This is a genomic window from Brucella tritici (assembly GCF_008932295.1).
In the GTDB taxonomy this organism is placed as follows: Bacteria; Pseudomonadota; Alphaproteobacteria; order Rhizobiales; family Rhizobiaceae; genus Brucella; species Brucella tritici.
The window spans coordinates 81,499-99,279 of sequence record NZ_WBWA01000012.1 but is presented as its reverse complement, the minus strand read 5'-3'; the positions used below and the strand labels follow the sequence as shown (position 1 = coordinate 99,279).

The window sequence follows — 17,781 nt, the reverse complement described above, 5'->3', positions numbered from 1 at the left end:
CTTTATTCCCAAAACCGGTTTCCACTTTTGGATGACATGCTTTAGGCGGTTTACATCCGCCCGTTTCATTTGATATGAGCAGGATTAGATTGCGCCACAATGGCGACGAATGTTCTATAATTACCCCGGAATGAAATTTCCTTGCGCGCGGAGTTACGCATGCCGATCAAGGCCGATCTGGATGAAATCGATTGGAAAATCCTTCGGGAGCTCCAGAATAACGGGCGCATCACCAATGTCGAGCTGGCCGAACGTGTCGGCATTTCGGCTCCGCCCTGCCTGCGCCGCGTGCGCAAACTGGAAGAAAGCGGCGTCATCCGGGGCTATCGTGCCATTCTCAATGGCAATTCGCTCGGGCAGGATCTGGTTGCCTTCTGTTCGGTCGGCCTCCATCGTCAGGCCGATGCGGATCTCAAGGCGTTTGCCGAGAAAACCAAGCAATGGCCGCTGGTACGCCGCGCCTGGATGGTTTCGGGCGAGTCTGATTTCCTGCTCCATTGCGTCGCGCGCGATCTCAACACGTTCCAGACCTTCGTGATTGAGGAACTGACCGCCGCTCCCAATGTGGATTCCGTGCGCACAGCTCTGACCATTCGTCCGGTCAAGGACGAGCCACTGATGATCCTTTAAATATTAGAGCATTTCCAGCAAAAGTGCGAAGCGGTTTTGCGTAGGATAATGTGTATAAACAAAGAGATAGAGCGGTCCCACGATTCCGTTTTAACTGGAACCACTCTAGATTTTGCGCCGGGGGTTACTTATTACTTCCCGGCGAATACGCGCTCGTAAACGCCGCTGATTGCAGCGGCTTCCCTTTCGAGCGGGAACGTGGCGCGAACATGCCTGAGAGCATTTTCGCCATCACGCTTGGCCAGAGCCGGATCGGCCAGATACGGCTCGATAGCCTTGCGCAGGGCGTCCCCGTCGCCAGCAGCAACCGATGTCCCGGTGCCATCCACGATCATTTCTGCATAGGCACCCGCATCGCTGGCAACGACTGCCGTTTGCGACGCCATGGCTTCCAGCGGCGTCAGCCCGAAACCTTCATTGCGCGAAGGCGCAACATAAAGCGTCAGGCGGCGATACCAGACGCGGATATCCGGCACTTCCCCCAGAATGAGGATGCGGTCCTGCAGGCCGGCTGAGGCGATCTTTGCCTTCAGTGCGTCTTCGAACGACTGGTGTTCAGCAGTCGTTCGTCCGGTAATGATCGCCGTCCAGTCCGGATATTTCGGCAAAAGCGCAATCATTGCATCGACAAAAAGGTCCGTTCCCTTGGAGGAACGCACACGACCGAAACAGCCGACAGCATATTTTCCGGGCAAACCCGACGCCGTGAAATTATCCTCGTCGCCGACAGGCGGATGAAACCGCTGCAGGTCCACGCCATGCATGATGACCTGATGCGGAACTTCGAGAAAGCTCCCCGAGCGACCGCTTGTTGCAATTACCGCATTCATGCGGCGGATGAGCCATTTGGTAAAAGGCTTGTGGTCCCGCTGTGCAGCCGAGGTAAAGATCAGCCTCAGTTTCATGCGCAGCACGTCGCGCATGAAAATACCGGCGAGCATTTCGATATTGCGTCGCGCGTGCCAGATGCGGAACGGTTTCGTCCTGGGCTTCGACCAGAAGGACCAAAGAGCGCTCCATCCCAGATGCGGAAGCGTGTCCGGCAGGCCCGGTCCCATCGTCGCAATGTTCAGGCCCTTTGCACGCTGCAAAGGGATGAGCTGAACAATCGTCGATGTGACACCGGAGAGGCGGCGCTTGAAATTCGGCGCCACCACCTCGACGTCCTGAACGCGAACCTGTACGGAATCTGGCTTATGCGCGGGCACGGAAATCAGACGAACTTCAAGCCGATGATTTCGTAGGAACGCGAACCGCCAGGAGCGTTGACTTCAATCGTGTCGCCTTCGCCCTTGCCGATCAAGGCACGCGCAATCGGCGATGAAATGGAGATGCGGCCTTCCTTCACGTCGGCTTCCTGATCGCCGACGATCTGGTAGACCTTTTCTTCTTCCGTATCCTCGTCGATCATGGTGACCGTGGCGCCGAACTTGATGCGATCGCCCGACAGCTTCGAAACGTCGATAATTTCGGCGCGTGCAACCAGATCTTCCAGTTCGTTGATACGACCTTCATTCAGGCTCTGGGCTTCTTTCGCAGCGTGATATTCCGCATTTTCCGACAGATCGCCATGCGCGCGCGCTTCAGCGATTGCCTCAATAATCCGAGGACGCTCCGATTGCTGACGCCAGCGCAGCTCTTCCTTGAGCTTTTCGAAACCGCCAGGGGTCATAGGGAACTTTTCCATACCCAGTCCTTTCCTTCGTCCGGCGCTTGGCCTCTCCCCGAGGCCCTGCACGCACCGGCAGTTTGATTTGCCCGCCTCACCTCGCGCATTGCTTGGATAGTGCGAGGCGCTTCTCGAAGGCCAGCCAGCCTTCGACACACAAAAAGAAAACGGTCACCGAAACATCCGCCTCGGAACCGTTCGAATAACCGTTCACAGAACTATAGCACTTCCATCAACCATTTCACGCGGAAAAATATGCCTCTGTCAACTCTGCCCATGAACGGACCCTATTTCGCATTGATCGGCCAGCTCGCGGGCCACTTCTCCGGACCTCCGGCGTAATTGCCATCGCAATCGCCTTTTGACCGTTCTTGCAGCAGAACGAAACGCACCCGGCCCTCGCCGCTGTCCGTGGCTTTCCAGACATCATAGATGCCGCAATCTCCAAGCCCCCTTCCCTTGAAGAAGGCTGTCAGCGTCAAGGCTTTCTGTGACCAGTCGATATTCCATGCCGTATCGGTCACTGTCGGGCCATCATCGGAAATGGTCGGCAGGGAGATCGGCACGATCTTGTTTTCATAGCGGCTATAGAAGGCATAAGGCTGGTTATAGGCGCCCGGCGAACCGCAAGGCAGGCCGATGAGGTCAAGACCATCGGCAACCTTCGTCTCGAAACCGCCTGCATTGCGGAACGTGCCGGGGCTGGCCCCGCCGCAAACCGCCGCTTCATCTGAAAAATCCTTGCGGATTTCTGCCGGTATTTCTTCGACCGTTTCAATCAGCTTGAGCTGCGGCGGAATCGGTGCCGGTTTGCTGCCTCTGACCTGCAATGCCTCGATGGTTCCGTCGCGCGATTGCTGTTCGTCCACATAGATCAGCCCGCCAACAAGGCCTGAAAGCGAATAGGTCGAGGTCTTTCCGGCAAATTTCAGTTGCAGTTTCTGGCCGTTCTTCATCGCATCGAGCGTCTTGGCAAGATCGCCCGTATAATCGAGCTGATCGTCCTCAGCCTTCAAAGCCGAGACATCGACATCAAGCAGTGTTTGACCGTCGATGGAAATCTCCAGCTTGCCGGTTTTCTGTGATGGATCGACATAGGAAAGCCTGAGCAATGGCTTCGAGCCGGACTGGCTGCTGCGAAAGATGCCAAGCCCCGGTGCGCCGTCGCTTGCGACCGGTGTAAGCGTCAAAGTGCAGTTCTGCGCGAAATCGCAAAGAACCAGCGTGTCACGAACCTTCTTGAAGGCAGCCTGCGATTCCCCACCCGCCAGAAACAGCATCACTGTGGCAATCGATGCCGCGAGAGCGGATTGACTATTTAAAGTGAGCATAAACACCCCGTCAGTAAGAAATCGCTCTAACCAAATGCATGCCAAATGCATGCCAAATGCACGAATGTCGCAGAATCGGAAGTTATCTTGCCGTCTGCCCATAATATTGCCTATAGCATGAAGATCGGGAAAGGCTGAAAAGCGTCCGGTTTCTCTTTCTGTTGTGACATATCCTGAAAAGTTCGAAACGAGGCAATGATGACGCGCGTACAGGCCAATATGCTGCTGCTTCTGGCAGGCGTCATCTGGGGCATGGGTTTCGTCGCCCAATCGACGGCGATGGCCAGTATCGGTCCGTTTCTGTTCATCGGCATCCGCTCGGCAATTGCGTCGCTCACGGTCCTGCCATGGGCCGTAGCCGAAGGGCGCCGGGCGAAGACCAGCCTGAGCCGCTCGAACTATCTCTTCTTCATGTTCATCGGACTAAGCCTGTTCACCGGGCTTGTCCTCCAGCAGATCGGGCTTATCACCACATCCGTCACCAATGCCGGTTTTCTGACCGGGCTTTATGTCGTGATGGTGCCCGTGCTCGGCGTCATTCTGTTTCGCACATGGCCCCATCCGGTCGTGTGGCCAAGTGCGGCGGCATGTCTTGCAGGCATATTCCTGCTTTCCGGCGGAACGCTGAACGCGCTCAAGCAGGGTGACTGGCTGGTCATTTGCGGCGCAGTCTTCTGGGCCTTGCAGGTGGTCCTGATCAGCAGGGCAAACCGTGCAGGACGGCCGATAACGCTGAGCTGCATCCAGTTCGCAACCAGCGCCGCCGCAGGGCTTGCCATCGCATCCATGGTCGAAGACTTCAACTGGACCGCCATCGCGCTCACCTGGAAGGAAATCCTCTTCACAGGCGTGTTCTCGTCCGGCATCGCCTTCACCCTGCAGGCTATCGGGCAGCGCTATACGACTTCCGCACAGGCCGCGATCTTCCTGGCATCGGAAGCGCTTTTCGCCGCCCTGTTCGGCGCGCTCTTCCTTGGCGAGCGGGTGACCTTCATCGGCTTTATCGGCTGCGGACTGATCTTCGCCGCCATGATGGCGGTGGAACTCATCCCCATGTTCTGGAAACGCAAGTCTGATCTTGTCCCTGCCGAATGATCCCAATCACCCTTTGAAGATAAGAGCTGCCCCACCCGCTATGAACGCAAAGCCCAGCAGATGGTGCCATGTAAAGGCTTCCTTGAGGTAGAACACCGAGAACAGACTGAAGATCACCAGCGTGATGACCTCCTGAATGGTCTTGAGCTGCGCCGCCGAATAGATCTCGTGCCCGATGCGATTGGCCGGAACCGCGAGGCAATATTCGATCAGCGCGATACCCCAGCTAATGAAAATGACGGTGACAAGCGGCGTATTGGTGAATTTCAGGTGCCCGTACCAGGCGAATGTCATGAAGATGTTCGAGCCGATGAGAAGCAGGATCGGCAGAACGCTCGGCGAAATCAGTGCTGACATGGAAGTGACTTCAGGGACCGGGAGGATGTTGGCTGCGGCATGGCCCGAAGCCGCAGCATGGTGATAGAACAATGGCGACATTTTGCCAATGCCGCGCCCCGGAGCGCGTTTCACTCTGGTCGGATTATGCTCTGGCCGCTGCCCCGTTTACGCCACAGCCCTTAACGCGGGCGCTGACTCTTCCTTTACGCTTGCAAGCTAATATTCGTGGAACGCCATCGGTCTGGTCTCCTGAAGAAAAGGTATGGACATGAGTTCTGTGTTGTCCGCCACCGCTCCAGTCAGCCGCCAGCGCACCCGGTTGCGGGGTCTGGCCCCGTCTTTATCCATCGCCCTGCTGGCCATCATCGCAGGTTGTTCCGGCGAGAGCGCCCCGCGCCCGCAGGCCAGTGTCGGCAATTCCGATATGATGGTTCCCGACGCGCCGGTCGCAAGTGCTGCCCCGGTTAATGCCCCTGTCGTGGAGGCACCCGTCATGCAAGCACCTGTCATGCAAGCGCCGCAGGAAGAGCGCGTCGTCGGGCTTGCCGAAGAGGAAGAAAACCATGTCGCGCGATCCCCACAGCAGAGCCAGCCGCAATATTCCGACGACTACGGCTTCACGGCCCCCATTCAAAATCCGGTGACCGCCGCCGAAAACATCTACACGATGTCCAATGCGGAAGCGGCTTGCCGCACGCGCCTGAAGCGGCTCGGCGTCGTCTTCAAGGAAAAGCCGACAATCTATCGCAGCAGTTCCTGCCATATCGAAAACCCGATTGAAGTATCGGGCTTCAACAGCGGGTCCATCGCCTTCAAACCCGCAGCGACACTGAACTGTCAGGTGACTGAAGCCTTTGCGCGCTGGATCAAGGGCGACCTGCAACCCGCCTCCCGGATGCGCTATCTGTCCGGCGTGAGCACGATCTATAATGCCGGGGGCTATTCCTGCCGCACCATGAACAACCGTCGCGGCGCGAAAATGTCGGAACATTCACGCGGCAATGCCATCGATGTCACCAAGATCGTGCTGAACAATGGCAAGAACATCATGGTACGCAAGCCGGGATTCTTCGCCTTCCGCGAAAAAGGCCTGCTCAACAGCGTACGTTCCGATGCGTGCGGCTATTTCTCGACGGTTCTCGGTCCCGGCTATAACCCGGAACATGCCGATCACTTCCATTTCGACCTGATGCAGCGCCGCAGCGGCTATCGCGCCTGCAAATAAGCCCGGCGCAATGCCGGGCTTGACGATGCTTTATTCTTCCGGCGGCACCGGTGTCGGCTTGCCGTTCGCGTCCAGGGAAACCATAACGAATTCGGCATGAGTAACGAGGTCGCGCCTATCGCTGAGATAGCGCTTCGCCCAGGCCTCGACCCGCAGTGTGATGGAAGTGCGGCCTACCCGCGTTATTTCCGTGTATACGCAGAGCGTGTCGCCGATCTTTACCGGCCGGGCGAATGACATCTCGCGTACCGCCGCTGTCACCGTGCGCCCCTTGGCGCGCTCGGCGGAACGGATGCCAGCGGCCATATCCATCTGCGCCATCACCCAGCCGCCGAAAATATCATAGGCTGAATTGGCGTCCTTGGGCATGGCGGAAACGCGGATGGTCAGCGTGCCATTCGGCTCATTGTCAGTACTCATCAATGTCAGTCCTTAAGTGCTTGAGAGAGTCGGTCTCTAATATGAGACAAGCCCGCCGCGAAGAAAAGTACCGCATAAAGCGCTTAAACCGTTAGCATGAATGTCAACTTCAAGAGATAGATATCCATTAATCATGAATTGAAATCGAAAAATCGTGATGCACGAAAATAATAATCTTCGTGATATAAGTAATTCAAATAAGTATATTAGAGGAATGATATATGAAACTATCGGCAAGAACTTCCATAGTTACATTAGCACTTCTTGTTTCAGCCAATGCTTATGCATCATCGGCAATCGTAACATCGACAATTAATCTTCGCGTAGGCCCCGGAACTCAGTACGGAGCTATCGGCGCAATCCCCAATGGCGTCGGCATCACGGTTGCCGGTTGCACCAGCGGTTATGGCTGGTGCCAGGTGACTTATGGCGGCATGACTGGCTGGGCAGCCTCGAGCTATATCGCCATTCAGACCGGCAACGGCTACACGACGAACGACAATTTCGGATCGACCGCCGCAGCCGTCGGCATACCGCTCATCGCAGGCATCGCCATCGGTTCGGCCCTGTCCGCCAATAGCGGTCCCTATTGGGGTCCCGGCCCTTATCGCGGCTGGGGCGGCGGCGGCAATGTCTATAATGGCTGCATCGGGCGCAATTGCCAGTCGAACTGGGGGCCACCGCGCCCACATTGGACGGACCGTCCAGGCTGGCGTGACCATCCGGGTTATCATCCCGGTTTTGGCCCCGGCTTCGGGCACGGTTTCGGTCCGGGCCCCCGCATGCGTCCCGGCGGCAGGCTGTAAAGCACTCTGGAAAAACCGCGCCTCCTGACAGCCTCCTGTCAGGAGTATCGCTGGATAAGAAAAGGGTACGGAGGATTTCGCCTTCGCACTCTTTTCATTTGGACGCTGAAATTCCATATTGAGGGCATGGCTTCCTCAAAAGACAAACACTCCCAGGATTCGCACGACAAGGCTGGCGGCTTCGGTGAAGCGCCGCATTCAGGTGGTTTCGGCGAAATGCCTCAGGCCGAGTTTTCCGGCGCGCCCCTATCTGGCCCCATTGCTGATTGGGCGAAGGAGATCGGCGACGAGGCTGCGAAGCCCCGCGCGAAAAATCCAAAACAACCCAAGAAAATTCCCGAGCGCAGCAAGGAAGCGTCGCGCAGCGGGCGCGGCACGTCCATGGGTGGCGCTGCTTCCGCCAAGGAGCGTGCGGCGGCTGGCCTCAATCCCGTTGCCGGTCTCGATATCAGCCTGGAAGACGCAGCGGGGCTCAATCCATCCGGTGCAACGGCAACGGTTCAGGCCCTGTCGGACCTGATTGCCTCCGGCAATCCGCTGTTCAAGAATGGCGAACTCTGGACGCCTCACCGCCCGGCCCGCCCGGAAAAATCCGAAGGCGGCATCGCCATCGAGATGGAAACCAGTTTCGAGCCGTCCGGCGACCAGCCGACAGCTATTCGCGATCTGCTGGAAGGGCTGGACAACGACGACCGCACGCAGGTCCTGCTCGGCGTCACCGGTTCGGGCAAGACCTTCACCATGGCGCAGGTCATCCAGCGGACGCAGCGCCCTGCCCTTATCCTCGCGCCCAACAAGACCCTGGCCGCGCAGCTTTACGGCGAGTTCAAGAGCTTCTTCCCGAACAATGCCGTCGAATATTTCGTTTCCTACTACGATTATTACCAGCCGGAAGCCTATGTGCCGCGCTCGGACACTTATATCGAGAAGGAATCGTCCATCAACGAACAGATCGACCGGATGCGCCACTCAGCCACCCGCGCGCTGCTTGAACGCGACGATGTGATTATCGTCGCCTCCGTATCGTGTATTTACGGTATCGGATCGGTGGAAACCTATACGGCCATGACCTTCGAAATGAAGATCGGGGACCGGCTTGACCAGCGCCAGCTCCTCGCCGATCTCGTGGCCCAGCAATATAAACGTCAGGATATCAATTTCGTGCGCGGCTCGTTCCGCGTGCGCGGCGACACGATAGAATTGTTCCCGGCCCACTTGGAAGATCGCGCCTGGCGCATTTCGCTTTTCGGCGACGAGATCGAGACCATAACCGAATTTGATCCGCTGACGGGCCAGAAGACCGGCGATCTGAAGTCGGTGAAGATCTACGCAAATTCGCACTATGTGACGCCACGCCCGACCCTCAATCAGGCGATCAAGTCGATCAAGGAAGAGCTGAAACATCGCCTTGTCGAACTGAACAATGCCGGTCGTCTTCTGGAAGCGCAGCGCCTCGACCAGCGCACGACCTTCGATCTGGAAATGCTGGAAGCAACCGGTTCCTGCGCGGGTATTGAAAACTATTCGCGCTATCTGACCGGCCGTAACCCCGGCGAGCCGCCGCCGACGCTGTTCGAATATATTCCCGACAATGCGCTGGTTTTCATCGACGAAAGCCACGTCACGGTTCCGCAGATCGGCGGCATGTATCGCGGCGACTTCCGCCGCAAGGCTACGCTTGCCGAATATGGTTTCCGCCTGCCATCCTGCATGGACAACCGCCCGCTCCGTTTCGAGGAATGGGACGCCATGCGCCCGCAGACCATTGCCGTTTCGGCAACGCCGGGCGGCTGGGAAATGGAAGAAGCTGGCGGCGTGTTCGCAGAACAGGTCATCCGCCCGACCGGGCTGATCGATCCGCCGGTCGAAATTCGGCCTGCCAAGACGCAGGTTGACGACGTGCTCGGCGAAATTCGCGAAACCGCGCAGAAGGGTTACCGTACACTGGTCACGGTGCTGACCAAGCGCATGGCCGAGGACCTGACGGAATATCTGCATGAACAGGGCGTGCGCGTTCGCTACATGCACTCCGACATCGACACGCTGGAGCGTATCGAGATCATTCGCGACCTGCGGCTTGGCGCCTTCGACGTGCTGGTTGGCATCAACCTCCTGCGTGAAGGTCTCGACATTCCGGAATGCGGCTTCGTCGCCATTCTCGATGCCGACAAGGAAGGCTTCCTGCGTTCGGAAACCTCACTGGTCCAGACGATTGGCCGTGCGGCGCGTAACGTCGACGGCAAGGTCATTCTCTACGCCGACAATATTACCGGCTCGATGCAGCGCGCGATGGATGAAACCAGCCGCCGTCGCGAAAAGCAGGTCGCCTATAATGAAGAGCATGGCATCACGCCAGCTTCGGTGAAGAAGAATATCTCGGATATTCTCGGCTCGGTTTACGAGCGCGATCATGTCCGCGCGGATATTTCAGGCTTTGCGGAAGAAGGCGCGATGATGGGCAACAATCTTGCCGCCCATCTGGAGCATCTGGAAAAGCAGATGCGCGACGCCGCTGCCGATCTCGACTTCGAAAAGGCCGCGCGCCTGCGCGATGAAATCAAGCGCTTGCGCGAGACGGAACTGGCTATTGCCGACGATCCGCTGGCACGCGAATTTGAGGCGGGCGATGCGGGTGCAAGCCGCAACAAGGGCAAGCCCACCGGCAATTCGCGTTTCCGCAAGCCGGCACTGGATGAAATGGGCTCCGATACCACCCGCCCGCTTGGCAAGCCGTCTTTGTTCCAGAAGCCGTCGCTTGACGATATGGGACCGGGCACTGACATGGCGAAGCCACTATTCCGCAAGAACACGCTTGATGAAATGACGGTCAAGCGGACTGAAGTGCCAAGTGGTGGAAACGATGCCGCAATCCGCCGTGAGCGCGCAGGTATCGGGTCTTACGAAGATCCTGCCGAAACAGCGCGCAAGAAACGCCGCCCCGGCAAGACGGGCCGTCCGGGGCGTTGACTCAATTAAACCGTTAGACCATTACAAATATCTAGCAATAGCTTTATCAAGATCATTTTGAATTATGGTCTTAGTAAGCCTACGATATCGGCGCGTTTGCTGGGAAAATATTGGAGAAAATCCAATAAATGCCTTGCTAGCCCGTTGTGCGTATTTAACGAAGGTCCAACTTTCAAAGCCGTTATCCTGATTGAAAGTGACGTTTTGCAGCATTCTCTTTTCAAGGGCGAGGTATGGATAATTATTTCTTATCCATACCTCGCCCTTGTTTCTATATCTCAAAACAAAGCGCCAAGCATGCCCGTATGATTTCCGCTTTAGTTTCCGCCAAGCATTAGACAACGTTGAGTTTTTTATTTTTACTCTTTGCCCGTCGTATTCAAACCCAAGGTACTCCAATCCATTTTTGGACGCATCACCAAATAAATGGCTGTAGTTAAGAGTTGCACCGATATCGTTAAACTCCCCAATGCACACTTTTTTATCTTGAATTTGAATTTTGGCTCCATACTTTCTTATCCGATCCTGAAGAAAGATCTTCATGTCTTCAAAAGAATCAACATTTTCTGCAGGCAAAACGACAATAATATCATCTGAATATCTATGGTATATTCCACCTAACGCGTCGACATGCTCATTCACTTCTTTATCGAAATCGAGAAGGTAAAAATTGGCAATTAAGTCCGAAATAGGCGTTCCTTGCGGAATACCAAAATCAAATCCGTTTTTTTGTATCAGGCTCGGATGCTTGCCATTGCCCCCAGCCACAATGTCTCTGAATTCTTTTGGAGAACATATCTGCCTATAACCATTAGCCCTGAGAGCATCAATTCGGCGTTGGCGCCTCTCCTTGCGTGATCCAACACTCACTTTCTCTTTCATTTCCAATCGGGCAAACAGCTTCTCAACATCTACAATTGAGTATTTTGTTAAAGATTTAAAAACAGCCAAGTGATCCTCTGGAAGGCTTTTCCCAATAAGATCTGCCCATACAGCTTCGATTCTTCGATGATCCAAACTCTCGAAATATGATTTAATATCTACGACGGTTACAGTGCACTTTCCCGTCTTTTTAATAAAAGAAAAAACATCTTTCGCGATATCAATATTACATTTGTTGCCACCCTCTTCCTTTGGAAGACGCCGATAAGCAACAGGAACATTGGAAATTCCTTTGATAGCTAAAGCTTCTTCATAGTATTCCGAGAGCTCACACCGATAGCGCGCGTATATAGCCGCATCCAATCGTGACGCATACCTTAGAGGGCGCACCTTCTTCTTCTTTGGCTTTTTTTGATCTCTAAACTTCGTCCACTGCTCATGAAAACGAAGCAAAGGAAAAAAGGGATGTCGCGCTACCGCAACACGATCATTGGCTATTCTTTGAATTTTTTGGGGAGATATAGCTCTATCAAAGTGAATATAGTGCTTGATATCTTTCTCTCGTGGCTCCCATTCATCATGAGAGTGAGTGGAGGTGACAACACCAGCAGGCATAGTACTGTTATCACCTCCGCCATTTTAACATGGCATTTGCGCCACTATCGTCCTTATTTTCAACGATACATGTTATACTGCCGGTATCGAGATAATGATGGCCATGGCCAGCATCTTGATACAGTCGCTGATATCGAAACTAACCACAGGAGTTATCCCATTGATTAAGATGATATTGACTGTCTTCCCAATTGACAGTGTAAACACTTGACTCACGCGCGACCGTGATCCGGACTATCTTGCGTTGCAGCGTTTCCGACGTTTCCCGTGTGGGGCACCCCATAAACTATATATTACTTCTCTTAATCGGCTTTTCAAGAGACGAAAAAATTTTCTTTATTAATATTACTATATTTAGCTTAACCTAATATATGGCAGCAGAATAGCCTGCCGCCATATTTACTTCTTTACTTCAGCGGCACTGTCCGCCATTCATGATGCGATAGCCTGCACGGTCGGCTTCGCAACGGTTGGGGAATGTGCGCCGTTCGTTACCGCGTCTTGCGCAAACGGGCATATATTCCCGCGTGCAGGCGCCCATGCCCGGCCTGTTGCCCTGATGCGGCGGATGCATTCCGCCAGCCCCGCCCCAACCCGAACCCGGCCTTGATGAGCACTGGCCGTTTGCGATGATGCGGTAGCCTTCTGCTCTCGCCTGGCATGAATTGCCGAATGTCTTGCGCGAAGAACCGCGCGTGGCGCAGACCGGCGCATAATTCATCGGGCAGATTTGCGGCTGCGACGGCCCTGGACGCATCGGTGGGCGATGATCCATTCCGCCGCCTTCAGCCACGCAACCGGCGAGAAGCAGCGCGCCCGCAAGCACAGCTAATTGTCTCAATTGATGAAATTGCATTTTCCTCTCCCTTTGTCCCGAAGGCTAAGATGGCGCAACCTGCGATAAGGGCAAGTCTTTTTACATAAGTGCAAAACCTTGCGGACCATATCGACAAGCCGCCCATATAGGTTACCTTGGCCGAAGTTGAGGGGCGGAACAGGCGGCATGAATCGGTACCGGCACAGCATAGCGGTTATTCTGGCTTCGCAGCTATTCAGCCTGCCTTTCGGCGTCGCCTCGTCCTATGCAGCCAGTGAACCGAACCCGCCCGTCTATGCGCCGCCCCTGCCACCGGAGAAGAAGACACCGACCGTCGGTCGCATCTGCCAGCTCATCGGTGCCAATGCCGACGCCCATGGCATCCCGCGTGATTTCTTCGCCCGGCTGATCTGGAAGGAAAGTCGTTTCGACCATAACGCGGTCAGTCCTGTCGGTGCCGAGGGCATTGCGCAATTCATGCCTTATACGGCGAAGGAGCGCGGCCTTGCCGATCCCTTCGACATTGAGCAGGCCATCCCCGCATCCGCGAGTTTCCTGCGTGATCTGAAAGGTGCATTCGGCAATTGGGGCCTTGCAGCCGCCGCCTATAATGCAGGGGCCGGGCGCGTTTCAAGCTGGATGCGGTCCGGCGGCTTCCTGCCGCTCGAAACTGAAAATTACGTACTGGATATAACCGGCGCGCCCGCCGACGACTTCGCGGCAGGCAAGGAGATCGTGAGCCGTCCGCTCGATCCGAAGCTTGCATTCGATGAGGCCTGCAAGCGCCTGCCGATCATCCGCAGTGCCACGATTCCGATGTCGCGCGTGAAACCCAAGCCCTGGGGCATTCAGGTCGCGGGCAATTTCCGCCGCAGTGCAGCCGTCAATCAATGGGCGCGCCTGCGCAAGCAGTTCAGCGTCGTGCTGGCAGGCCACGATCCCGTCATCAGCCGGATACGGACCCCGATGGGGCGGCGAGGCATCTATGCGGTGCGTATCGGCGCCGACAGCCGCGGGGAAGCCGACAGCATTTGTGCAAAGCTGCGCGCCGCCGGTGGCGCATGCATAGTTTCGCGCAATCGATGAGAATACCAGGACATATCCGTTTAAATTCGCGATATATTAGGGTTAGCCTGTTCTATTTTGGGATTGAGTCCATGATTTTCTTGAAACAATCGTAAAAAATTATGACGATACCGGTTCAAAGATAACCAATCATATGCTCCCCAAAGAATTTGCTTGCCAAATACCGCTTCATAGATCAGTCTCCACCTGTTCGGGCACTTAGCGAACAAATGGAAGACTGAAGAACGGCGTGCCGGGGCCGCTATAAGTTCCGGGTCGAAGGCTCCCCTTCGGCAATGATCGGTTCCTTCCCAATGTCGAGAACTGCCTGCATAACCCTCTGCCGGGTGTGTGGTGCGCTTGGCAGAATTTGTAATACCACTGTCTCCACAAGAGCGGTGGCGCCAAGGAAAAGGAACGGATCCCATGGCACAGACCGGACAGGTCAAATTCTTCAATACCGAAAAAGGCTTCGGTTTTATCAAGCCGGACGACGGTGGCGCTGACATCTTCGTACATATCTCTGCTGTACAGGCTTCTGGCCTCACTGGCCTCGCAGACAATCAGAAGGTTTCCTACGAGACGGAACCGGATCGTCGCGGCAAAGGCCCGAAGGCCGTGAACATCACCGTTACCGGCTGATCGTTCATAAAAGAACCTACCATTTGCCCCGGCTTTCGCCGGGGTTTTTTATTGCCGGCAGGCAACCCTGAACGGATCATCCTTCAGGCGCGAAATATTACAGATGCTGCGTGTAATTGACCGGAAACGGACAGCTTTCCATCGCCCTTCACCATTGTTCAGCCTCCATTCATGTCGAAACAGTTAATTAGTTATTCATAAACGATACGTGCGTGCCCGTTCGGCGAGCGTATCGGAGAAATTACAGTCGAGCTTCTGAAGGAGCGAACAATGAACCGATTTGCGAAAACAGCCATTCTGGCAGCGGCATCCCTCGCGGCAGTTGCCGCACCGCTTGCAACAGCATCGGCAGATTCCTGGGGCCGTCATGGTTGGGATCGTGGTGGCTGGGATCGTCCCTACTACCGCGACCGGCATCGCGGCCATGGCGACGCCGTCGCCGCAGGCGTGATCGGTCTTGCAGCAGGCGCCCTCATCGGCAGTGCGCTGAGCCAGCCGCAGCCAACCTATGTGCAGCCTGCCCCGGTCTATGCACCGCCTCCGCCGCCACCGGCCTATTACCCGGCAGCCCCGGCTCGCCAGGCGACCTATTATCGCTCAAGCTATGAGCCATGGAGCCGCGGCTGGTATCAGTATTGCTCCGATCGCTACCGGTCGTTCAATCCGAATACCGGCACCTATCGCGGTTATGACGGACGCGATCACTTCTGCTCTGCAAATTAAAGCCAGAGTTTAGAGCGCATCCCGAAAAGTGTGAAACGGTTTTCGGAACAAGATGCGCGTCAAAACAAAGGATTAGGGCGCCGATCTGATCCAGTCAGATCGAAACGCGCTTTAATAGAAAAAGCCGCCTTTAAAGGCGGCTTTTTATTTATGCATATCCAATGTCGTTCAGAAACGGATTGGAACGCCGCTCATCGCCGAACCGGCTGCCGGGGCCGTGCCCGCAAATGAAGCCGATATCGTCACCGAGTGGCAGCAGCTTTTCCTTGATGGAGCGAATCAGCGCCGCGTGATCACCGCCCGGCAGATCGGTACGCCCGACCGAGCCGTTGAAAAGCACGTCACCGACAATTGCGAACCGCGCTTCGGGATTGAAGAACACGACATGACCCGGCGCATGGCCCGGCGTATGGAAGACGTCGAACTCGTGCCCGGCGAAGGAAACCTTGTCACCTTCGTCCAGCCAGCGATCCGGCGTAACATTGCGCACGCCCTCGGTGATGCCGTATTTCAGGCCCGTCGTTTCCAGATTATCGAGCAGAAACTTGTCATCCCTGTGCGGGCCGATAATGTCCACATTCAGGGCTTCCTTGAGATCAAGGGCTGCCGCGGCATGGTCGATATGGCCATGCGTGATCCAGATGGCCTCAACCTCAATCCCCTGGGATTCGATCGCCTCCCGGATGCGGTCAAGATCACCGCCCGGATCGATCACCACCCCCTTCTTGGTCTCACTATCGAACAGAATGGTGCAATTCTGCTGGAAAGGCGTGACGGGAACGATGATGGCCTGCAATTGCCCCATTGGTTTTACTCCACTCGAATAAATAACGGCCCGGAAGGCGCTTCTGACACAGAGATAGTGTCCTGTGCCCGTCAGGTGAAGCTTTAAATAGAAACGGGCGGCTGAACGCCGCCCGTTTTCCCTCTCCAGGATGTCCGAGGCACTCTCTCCGAAAACCGTTTACGGCTTTCGGGCTACGCCCCGACAGTTCGTCATGCCGGTTGTCCCCACAACCATACAGTCTCCAGAGCGCATTTCGATCTGATTGAATCAGATCGGCGCGTTACGACTGTTTATTTTTACGCACATCTTATCCGAAAACCGTTTCACACGTTTCGGGATGTGCTCTGATGCATCAGGCCTTGGCGGCCATCGCGTTCTTGATCAGGCCGACAACGGCCGTGAGCACGATACCACCAACGCCGCCACCTGCCAGCTGGCCGACAACACCGTTGAGAACGGAATCGAGGCCACCGCCCGACAACATCGGGAGGAGCTGCCCAAGGATGACACCACCGATGCCACCTGCCACCGTGTTACCCGTAGTGCCAAGGCTGATATTCTTCACTGCGCCTGCGATGTTGCCACCAACTGCGCCAGCGACGAGCTGGAGAATGATAGGTAGTAGAGATTCCATAATCGTCACCCCATCTGAGTTTTAAACCGGAATAGCGCGACTCCGGCAAAAAAATCTTGTGCCTAAACTTTCCAATGTCAAACAATAAGCGACGGGATAACAAAAAAGCGGTCCGAAGACCGCTCTTTTTCTGTTTAAAACCCAGTTATTCCGCTGCCGCCCGCTTTGGCTGAACTTCTGCAGAATAGTCATTCATTAGAAGATTCGTAATCTCGGAAGGCTTGAAACGGTATTGACCGATCTCGGAAACCGGCGTCACTTCCGCTGCTGTTCCGCACAGGAAGCATTCGGAGAAACCGTCAAGTTCTTCCGGCATGATTGCCCGCTCGATAACTTCAATACCGCGGCGCTTGGCAAGATCAATGATCGTGCGGCGGGTAATGCCGTCAAGGAAGCAGTCAGGCTTCGGCGTATGCAGCGCTCCGTCCTTCACAAAGAAGACGTTTGCACCCGTTGCTTCGGCAACCTGTCCGCGCCAGTCGAGCATCAATGCATCGGCATAGCCCTTGGCTTCAGCGGCATGTTTGGAGATCGTGCAGATCATATAAAGACCGGCAGCCTTGGACCGCGACGGCGCCGTGCGCGGGTCCGGGCGGCAATATTCAGCAATATCGAGCCGGATACCCTTCATCTTTTCTTCGGGCGAGAAATAGCTCGGCCACTGCCAGATGGCGATGGCAAGATGAATGCGGTTGTTCTGCGCCGAAACGCCCAGCGATTCCGAACCGCGCCAGGCAATCGGACGCACATAGGCATCTTCAAAACCCTGCTTCGTCAGGAGTTCGCGGCAGGCATCGTTGATTTCTGCAACGCTGAAAGGAATCTCGAAACCGAGAATGCGCGCAGATTCATGCAGGCGTTCGGTGTGCTCATTGAGCTTGAAGATCTCGCCGCCATAGGCGCGCTCGCCTTCAAACACTGCGCTCGCATAATGCAGGCCATGGGTCAGCACATGAATTTTTGCATCTTTCCAGTCGACAAATTCGCCGTCCAGCCAGATAAATCCGACCCGTTGATCAAATGGAATCGCAGCCATTTTCTTGCTCCTAAGTATTTCATCGAGCATTTCCTTTTCAGGATGAAACGTTGGAAATGCTCTATCTATTCGTTTCGACGCGCATCCCGAAAACCGCC

At 55.5% G+C, this 17,781-nt stretch carries 18 protein-coding genes; 8 read left to right on the top strand and 10 right to left on the bottom strand.

Translation table 11 applies throughout. The annotated features are described in order from the left end of the window. The first annotated feature begins 159 nt into the window (after window positions 1-159). The gene (locus tag F9K91_RS14115) at window positions 160-630 is read left to right on the top strand and encodes an Lrp/AsnC family transcriptional regulator (protein WP_006471903.1); all 471 of its coding nucleotides are present in this window, start codon (window positions 160-162) and stop codon (window positions 628-630) included. A 131-nt stretch (window positions 631-761) separates the two neighbouring features. On the opposite strand, the gene F9K91_RS14110 is transcribed toward F9K91_RS14115, so the two are convergent. The 3 genes from F9K91_RS14110 to F9K91_RS14100 all read right to left on the bottom strand — a co-directional run bounded on the left by F9K91_RS14110 (window position 762) and on the right by F9K91_RS14100 (window position 3,636). Then, entirely contained in the window at window positions 762-1,838 is a 1,077-nt protein-coding gene (locus F9K91_RS14110; RefSeq protein WP_151678015.1) for a glycosyltransferase family 4 protein, read from the bottom strand. Between the two features lie 5 nt (window positions 1,839-1,843). After that, a complete protein-coding gene (gene greA / locus F9K91_RS14105; RefSeq protein WP_151556082.1) occupies window positions 1,844-2,317 on the bottom strand; it encodes a transcription elongation factor GreA in 474 nt (157 codons plus the stop codon). A gap of 269 nt (window positions 2,318-2,586) precedes the next feature. Beyond that, window positions 2,587-3,636, bottom strand: a complete 1,050-nt coding sequence (locus tag F9K91_RS14100) for a DUF1176 domain-containing protein (RefSeq protein ID WP_412842165.1) — start codon at window positions 3,634-3,636, stop codon at window positions 2,587-2,589. A gap of 192 nt (window positions 3,637-3,828) precedes the next feature. Here F9K91_RS14100 and F9K91_RS14095 point away from each other — a divergent pair, with 192 nt between their 5' ends. After that, entirely contained in the window at window positions 3,829-4,725 is an 897-nt protein-coding gene (locus tag F9K91_RS14095; protein WP_151556080.1) for a DMT family transporter, read from the top strand. A gap of 6 nt (window positions 4,726-4,731) precedes the next feature. Here the strand turns inward: F9K91_RS14095 and F9K91_RS14090 are convergent, their stop codons facing one another. Further along, the gene (locus tag F9K91_RS14090) at window positions 4,732-5,082 is read right to left on the bottom strand and encodes a DMT family protein (protein ID WP_151556096.1); all 351 of its coding nucleotides are present in this window, start codon (window positions 5,080-5,082) and stop codon (window positions 4,732-4,734) included. A 250-nt stretch (window positions 5,083-5,332) separates the two neighbouring features. Between F9K91_RS14090 and F9K91_RS14085 the strand changes: the two genes are divergently transcribed. Next, a complete protein-coding gene (locus tag F9K91_RS14085) occupies window positions 5,333-6,289 on the top strand; it encodes an extensin-like domain-containing protein (protein WP_151678028.1) in 957 nt (318 codons plus the stop codon). 30 nt (window positions 6,290-6,319) lie between these two features. Here F9K91_RS14085 and F9K91_RS14080 read toward each other — a convergent pair whose 3' ends face one another. After that, a complete protein-coding gene (locus F9K91_RS14080; RefSeq protein WP_151556078.1) occupies window positions 6,320-6,709 on the bottom strand; it encodes an acyl-CoA thioesterase in 390 nt (129 codons plus the stop codon). Between the two features lie 221 nt (window positions 6,710-6,930). Here F9K91_RS14080 and F9K91_RS14075 point away from each other — a divergent pair, with 221 nt between their 5' ends. Next, window positions 6,931-7,515, top strand: a complete 585-nt coding sequence (locus F9K91_RS14075; protein WP_151678013.1) for an SH3 domain-containing protein — start codon at window positions 6,931-6,933, stop codon at window positions 7,513-7,515. Between the two features lie 216 nt (window positions 7,516-7,731). Next, window positions 7,732-10,482 (top strand): excinuclease ABC subunit UvrB, encoded by a 2,751-nt coding sequence (gene uvrB, locus F9K91_RS14070; protein WP_412842166.1) that lies wholly within the window; start codon window positions 7,732-7,734, stop codon window positions 10,480-10,482. A gap of 21 nt (window positions 10,483-10,503) precedes the next feature. Here uvrB and F9K91_RS14065 read toward each other — a convergent pair whose 3' ends face one another. Both F9K91_RS14065 and F9K91_RS14060 read right to left on the bottom strand, forming a co-directional pair. Continuing rightward, the gene (locus tag F9K91_RS14065) at window positions 10,504-11,979 is read right to left on the bottom strand and encodes a reverse transcriptase domain-containing protein (protein ID WP_151678011.1); all 1,476 of its coding nucleotides are present in this window, start codon (window positions 11,977-11,979) and stop codon (window positions 10,504-10,506) included. Window positions 11,980-12,391: 412 nt separating this feature from the next. Beyond that, entirely contained in the window at window positions 12,392-12,835 is a 444-nt protein-coding gene (locus F9K91_RS14060) for a Kazal-type serine protease inhibitor domain-containing protein (RefSeq protein WP_151678010.1), read from the bottom strand. A gap of 147 nt (window positions 12,836-12,982) precedes the next feature. Between F9K91_RS14060 and F9K91_RS14055 the strand changes: the two genes are divergently transcribed. The 3 genes from F9K91_RS14055 to F9K91_RS14045 all read left to right on the top strand — a co-directional run bounded on the left by F9K91_RS14055 (window position 12,983) and on the right by F9K91_RS14045 (window position 15,226). Then, a complete protein-coding gene (locus F9K91_RS14055) occupies window positions 12,983-13,882 on the top strand; it encodes an SPOR domain-containing protein (protein ID WP_151678009.1) in 900 nt (299 codons plus the stop codon). A gap of 405 nt (window positions 13,883-14,287) precedes the next feature. Next, entirely contained in the window at window positions 14,288-14,503 is a 216-nt protein-coding gene (locus F9K91_RS14050; RefSeq protein WP_006471910.1) for a cold-shock protein, read from the top strand. 270 nt (window positions 14,504-14,773) lie between these two features. Beyond that, complete coding sequence (locus F9K91_RS14045; protein ID WP_151556071.1) at window positions 14,774-15,226, top strand: BA14K family protein; 453 nt, start codon at window positions 14,774-14,776, stop codon at window positions 15,224-15,226. Window positions 15,227-15,374: 148 nt separating this feature from the next. On the opposite strand, the gene F9K91_RS14040 is transcribed toward F9K91_RS14045, so the two are convergent. The 3 genes from F9K91_RS14040 to F9K91_RS14030 all read right to left on the bottom strand — a co-directional run bounded on the left by F9K91_RS14040 (window position 15,375) and on the right by F9K91_RS14030 (window position 17,683). Further along, entirely contained in the window at window positions 15,375-16,031 is a 657-nt protein-coding gene (locus tag F9K91_RS14040) for an MBL fold metallo-hydrolase (protein WP_151556070.1), read from the bottom strand. A 334-nt stretch (window positions 16,032-16,365) separates the two neighbouring features. Continuing rightward, window positions 16,366-16,647, bottom strand: a complete 282-nt coding sequence (locus tag F9K91_RS14035; RefSeq protein ID WP_061345928.1) for a hypothetical protein — start codon at window positions 16,645-16,647, stop codon at window positions 16,366-16,368. Between the two features lie 145 nt (window positions 16,648-16,792). After that, the gene (locus tag F9K91_RS14030) at window positions 16,793-17,683 is read right to left on the bottom strand and encodes a branched-chain amino acid aminotransferase (RefSeq protein ID WP_151678008.1); all 891 of its coding nucleotides are present in this window, start codon (window positions 17,681-17,683) and stop codon (window positions 16,793-16,795) included. Window positions 17,684-17,781: the final 98 nt, after the last annotated feature.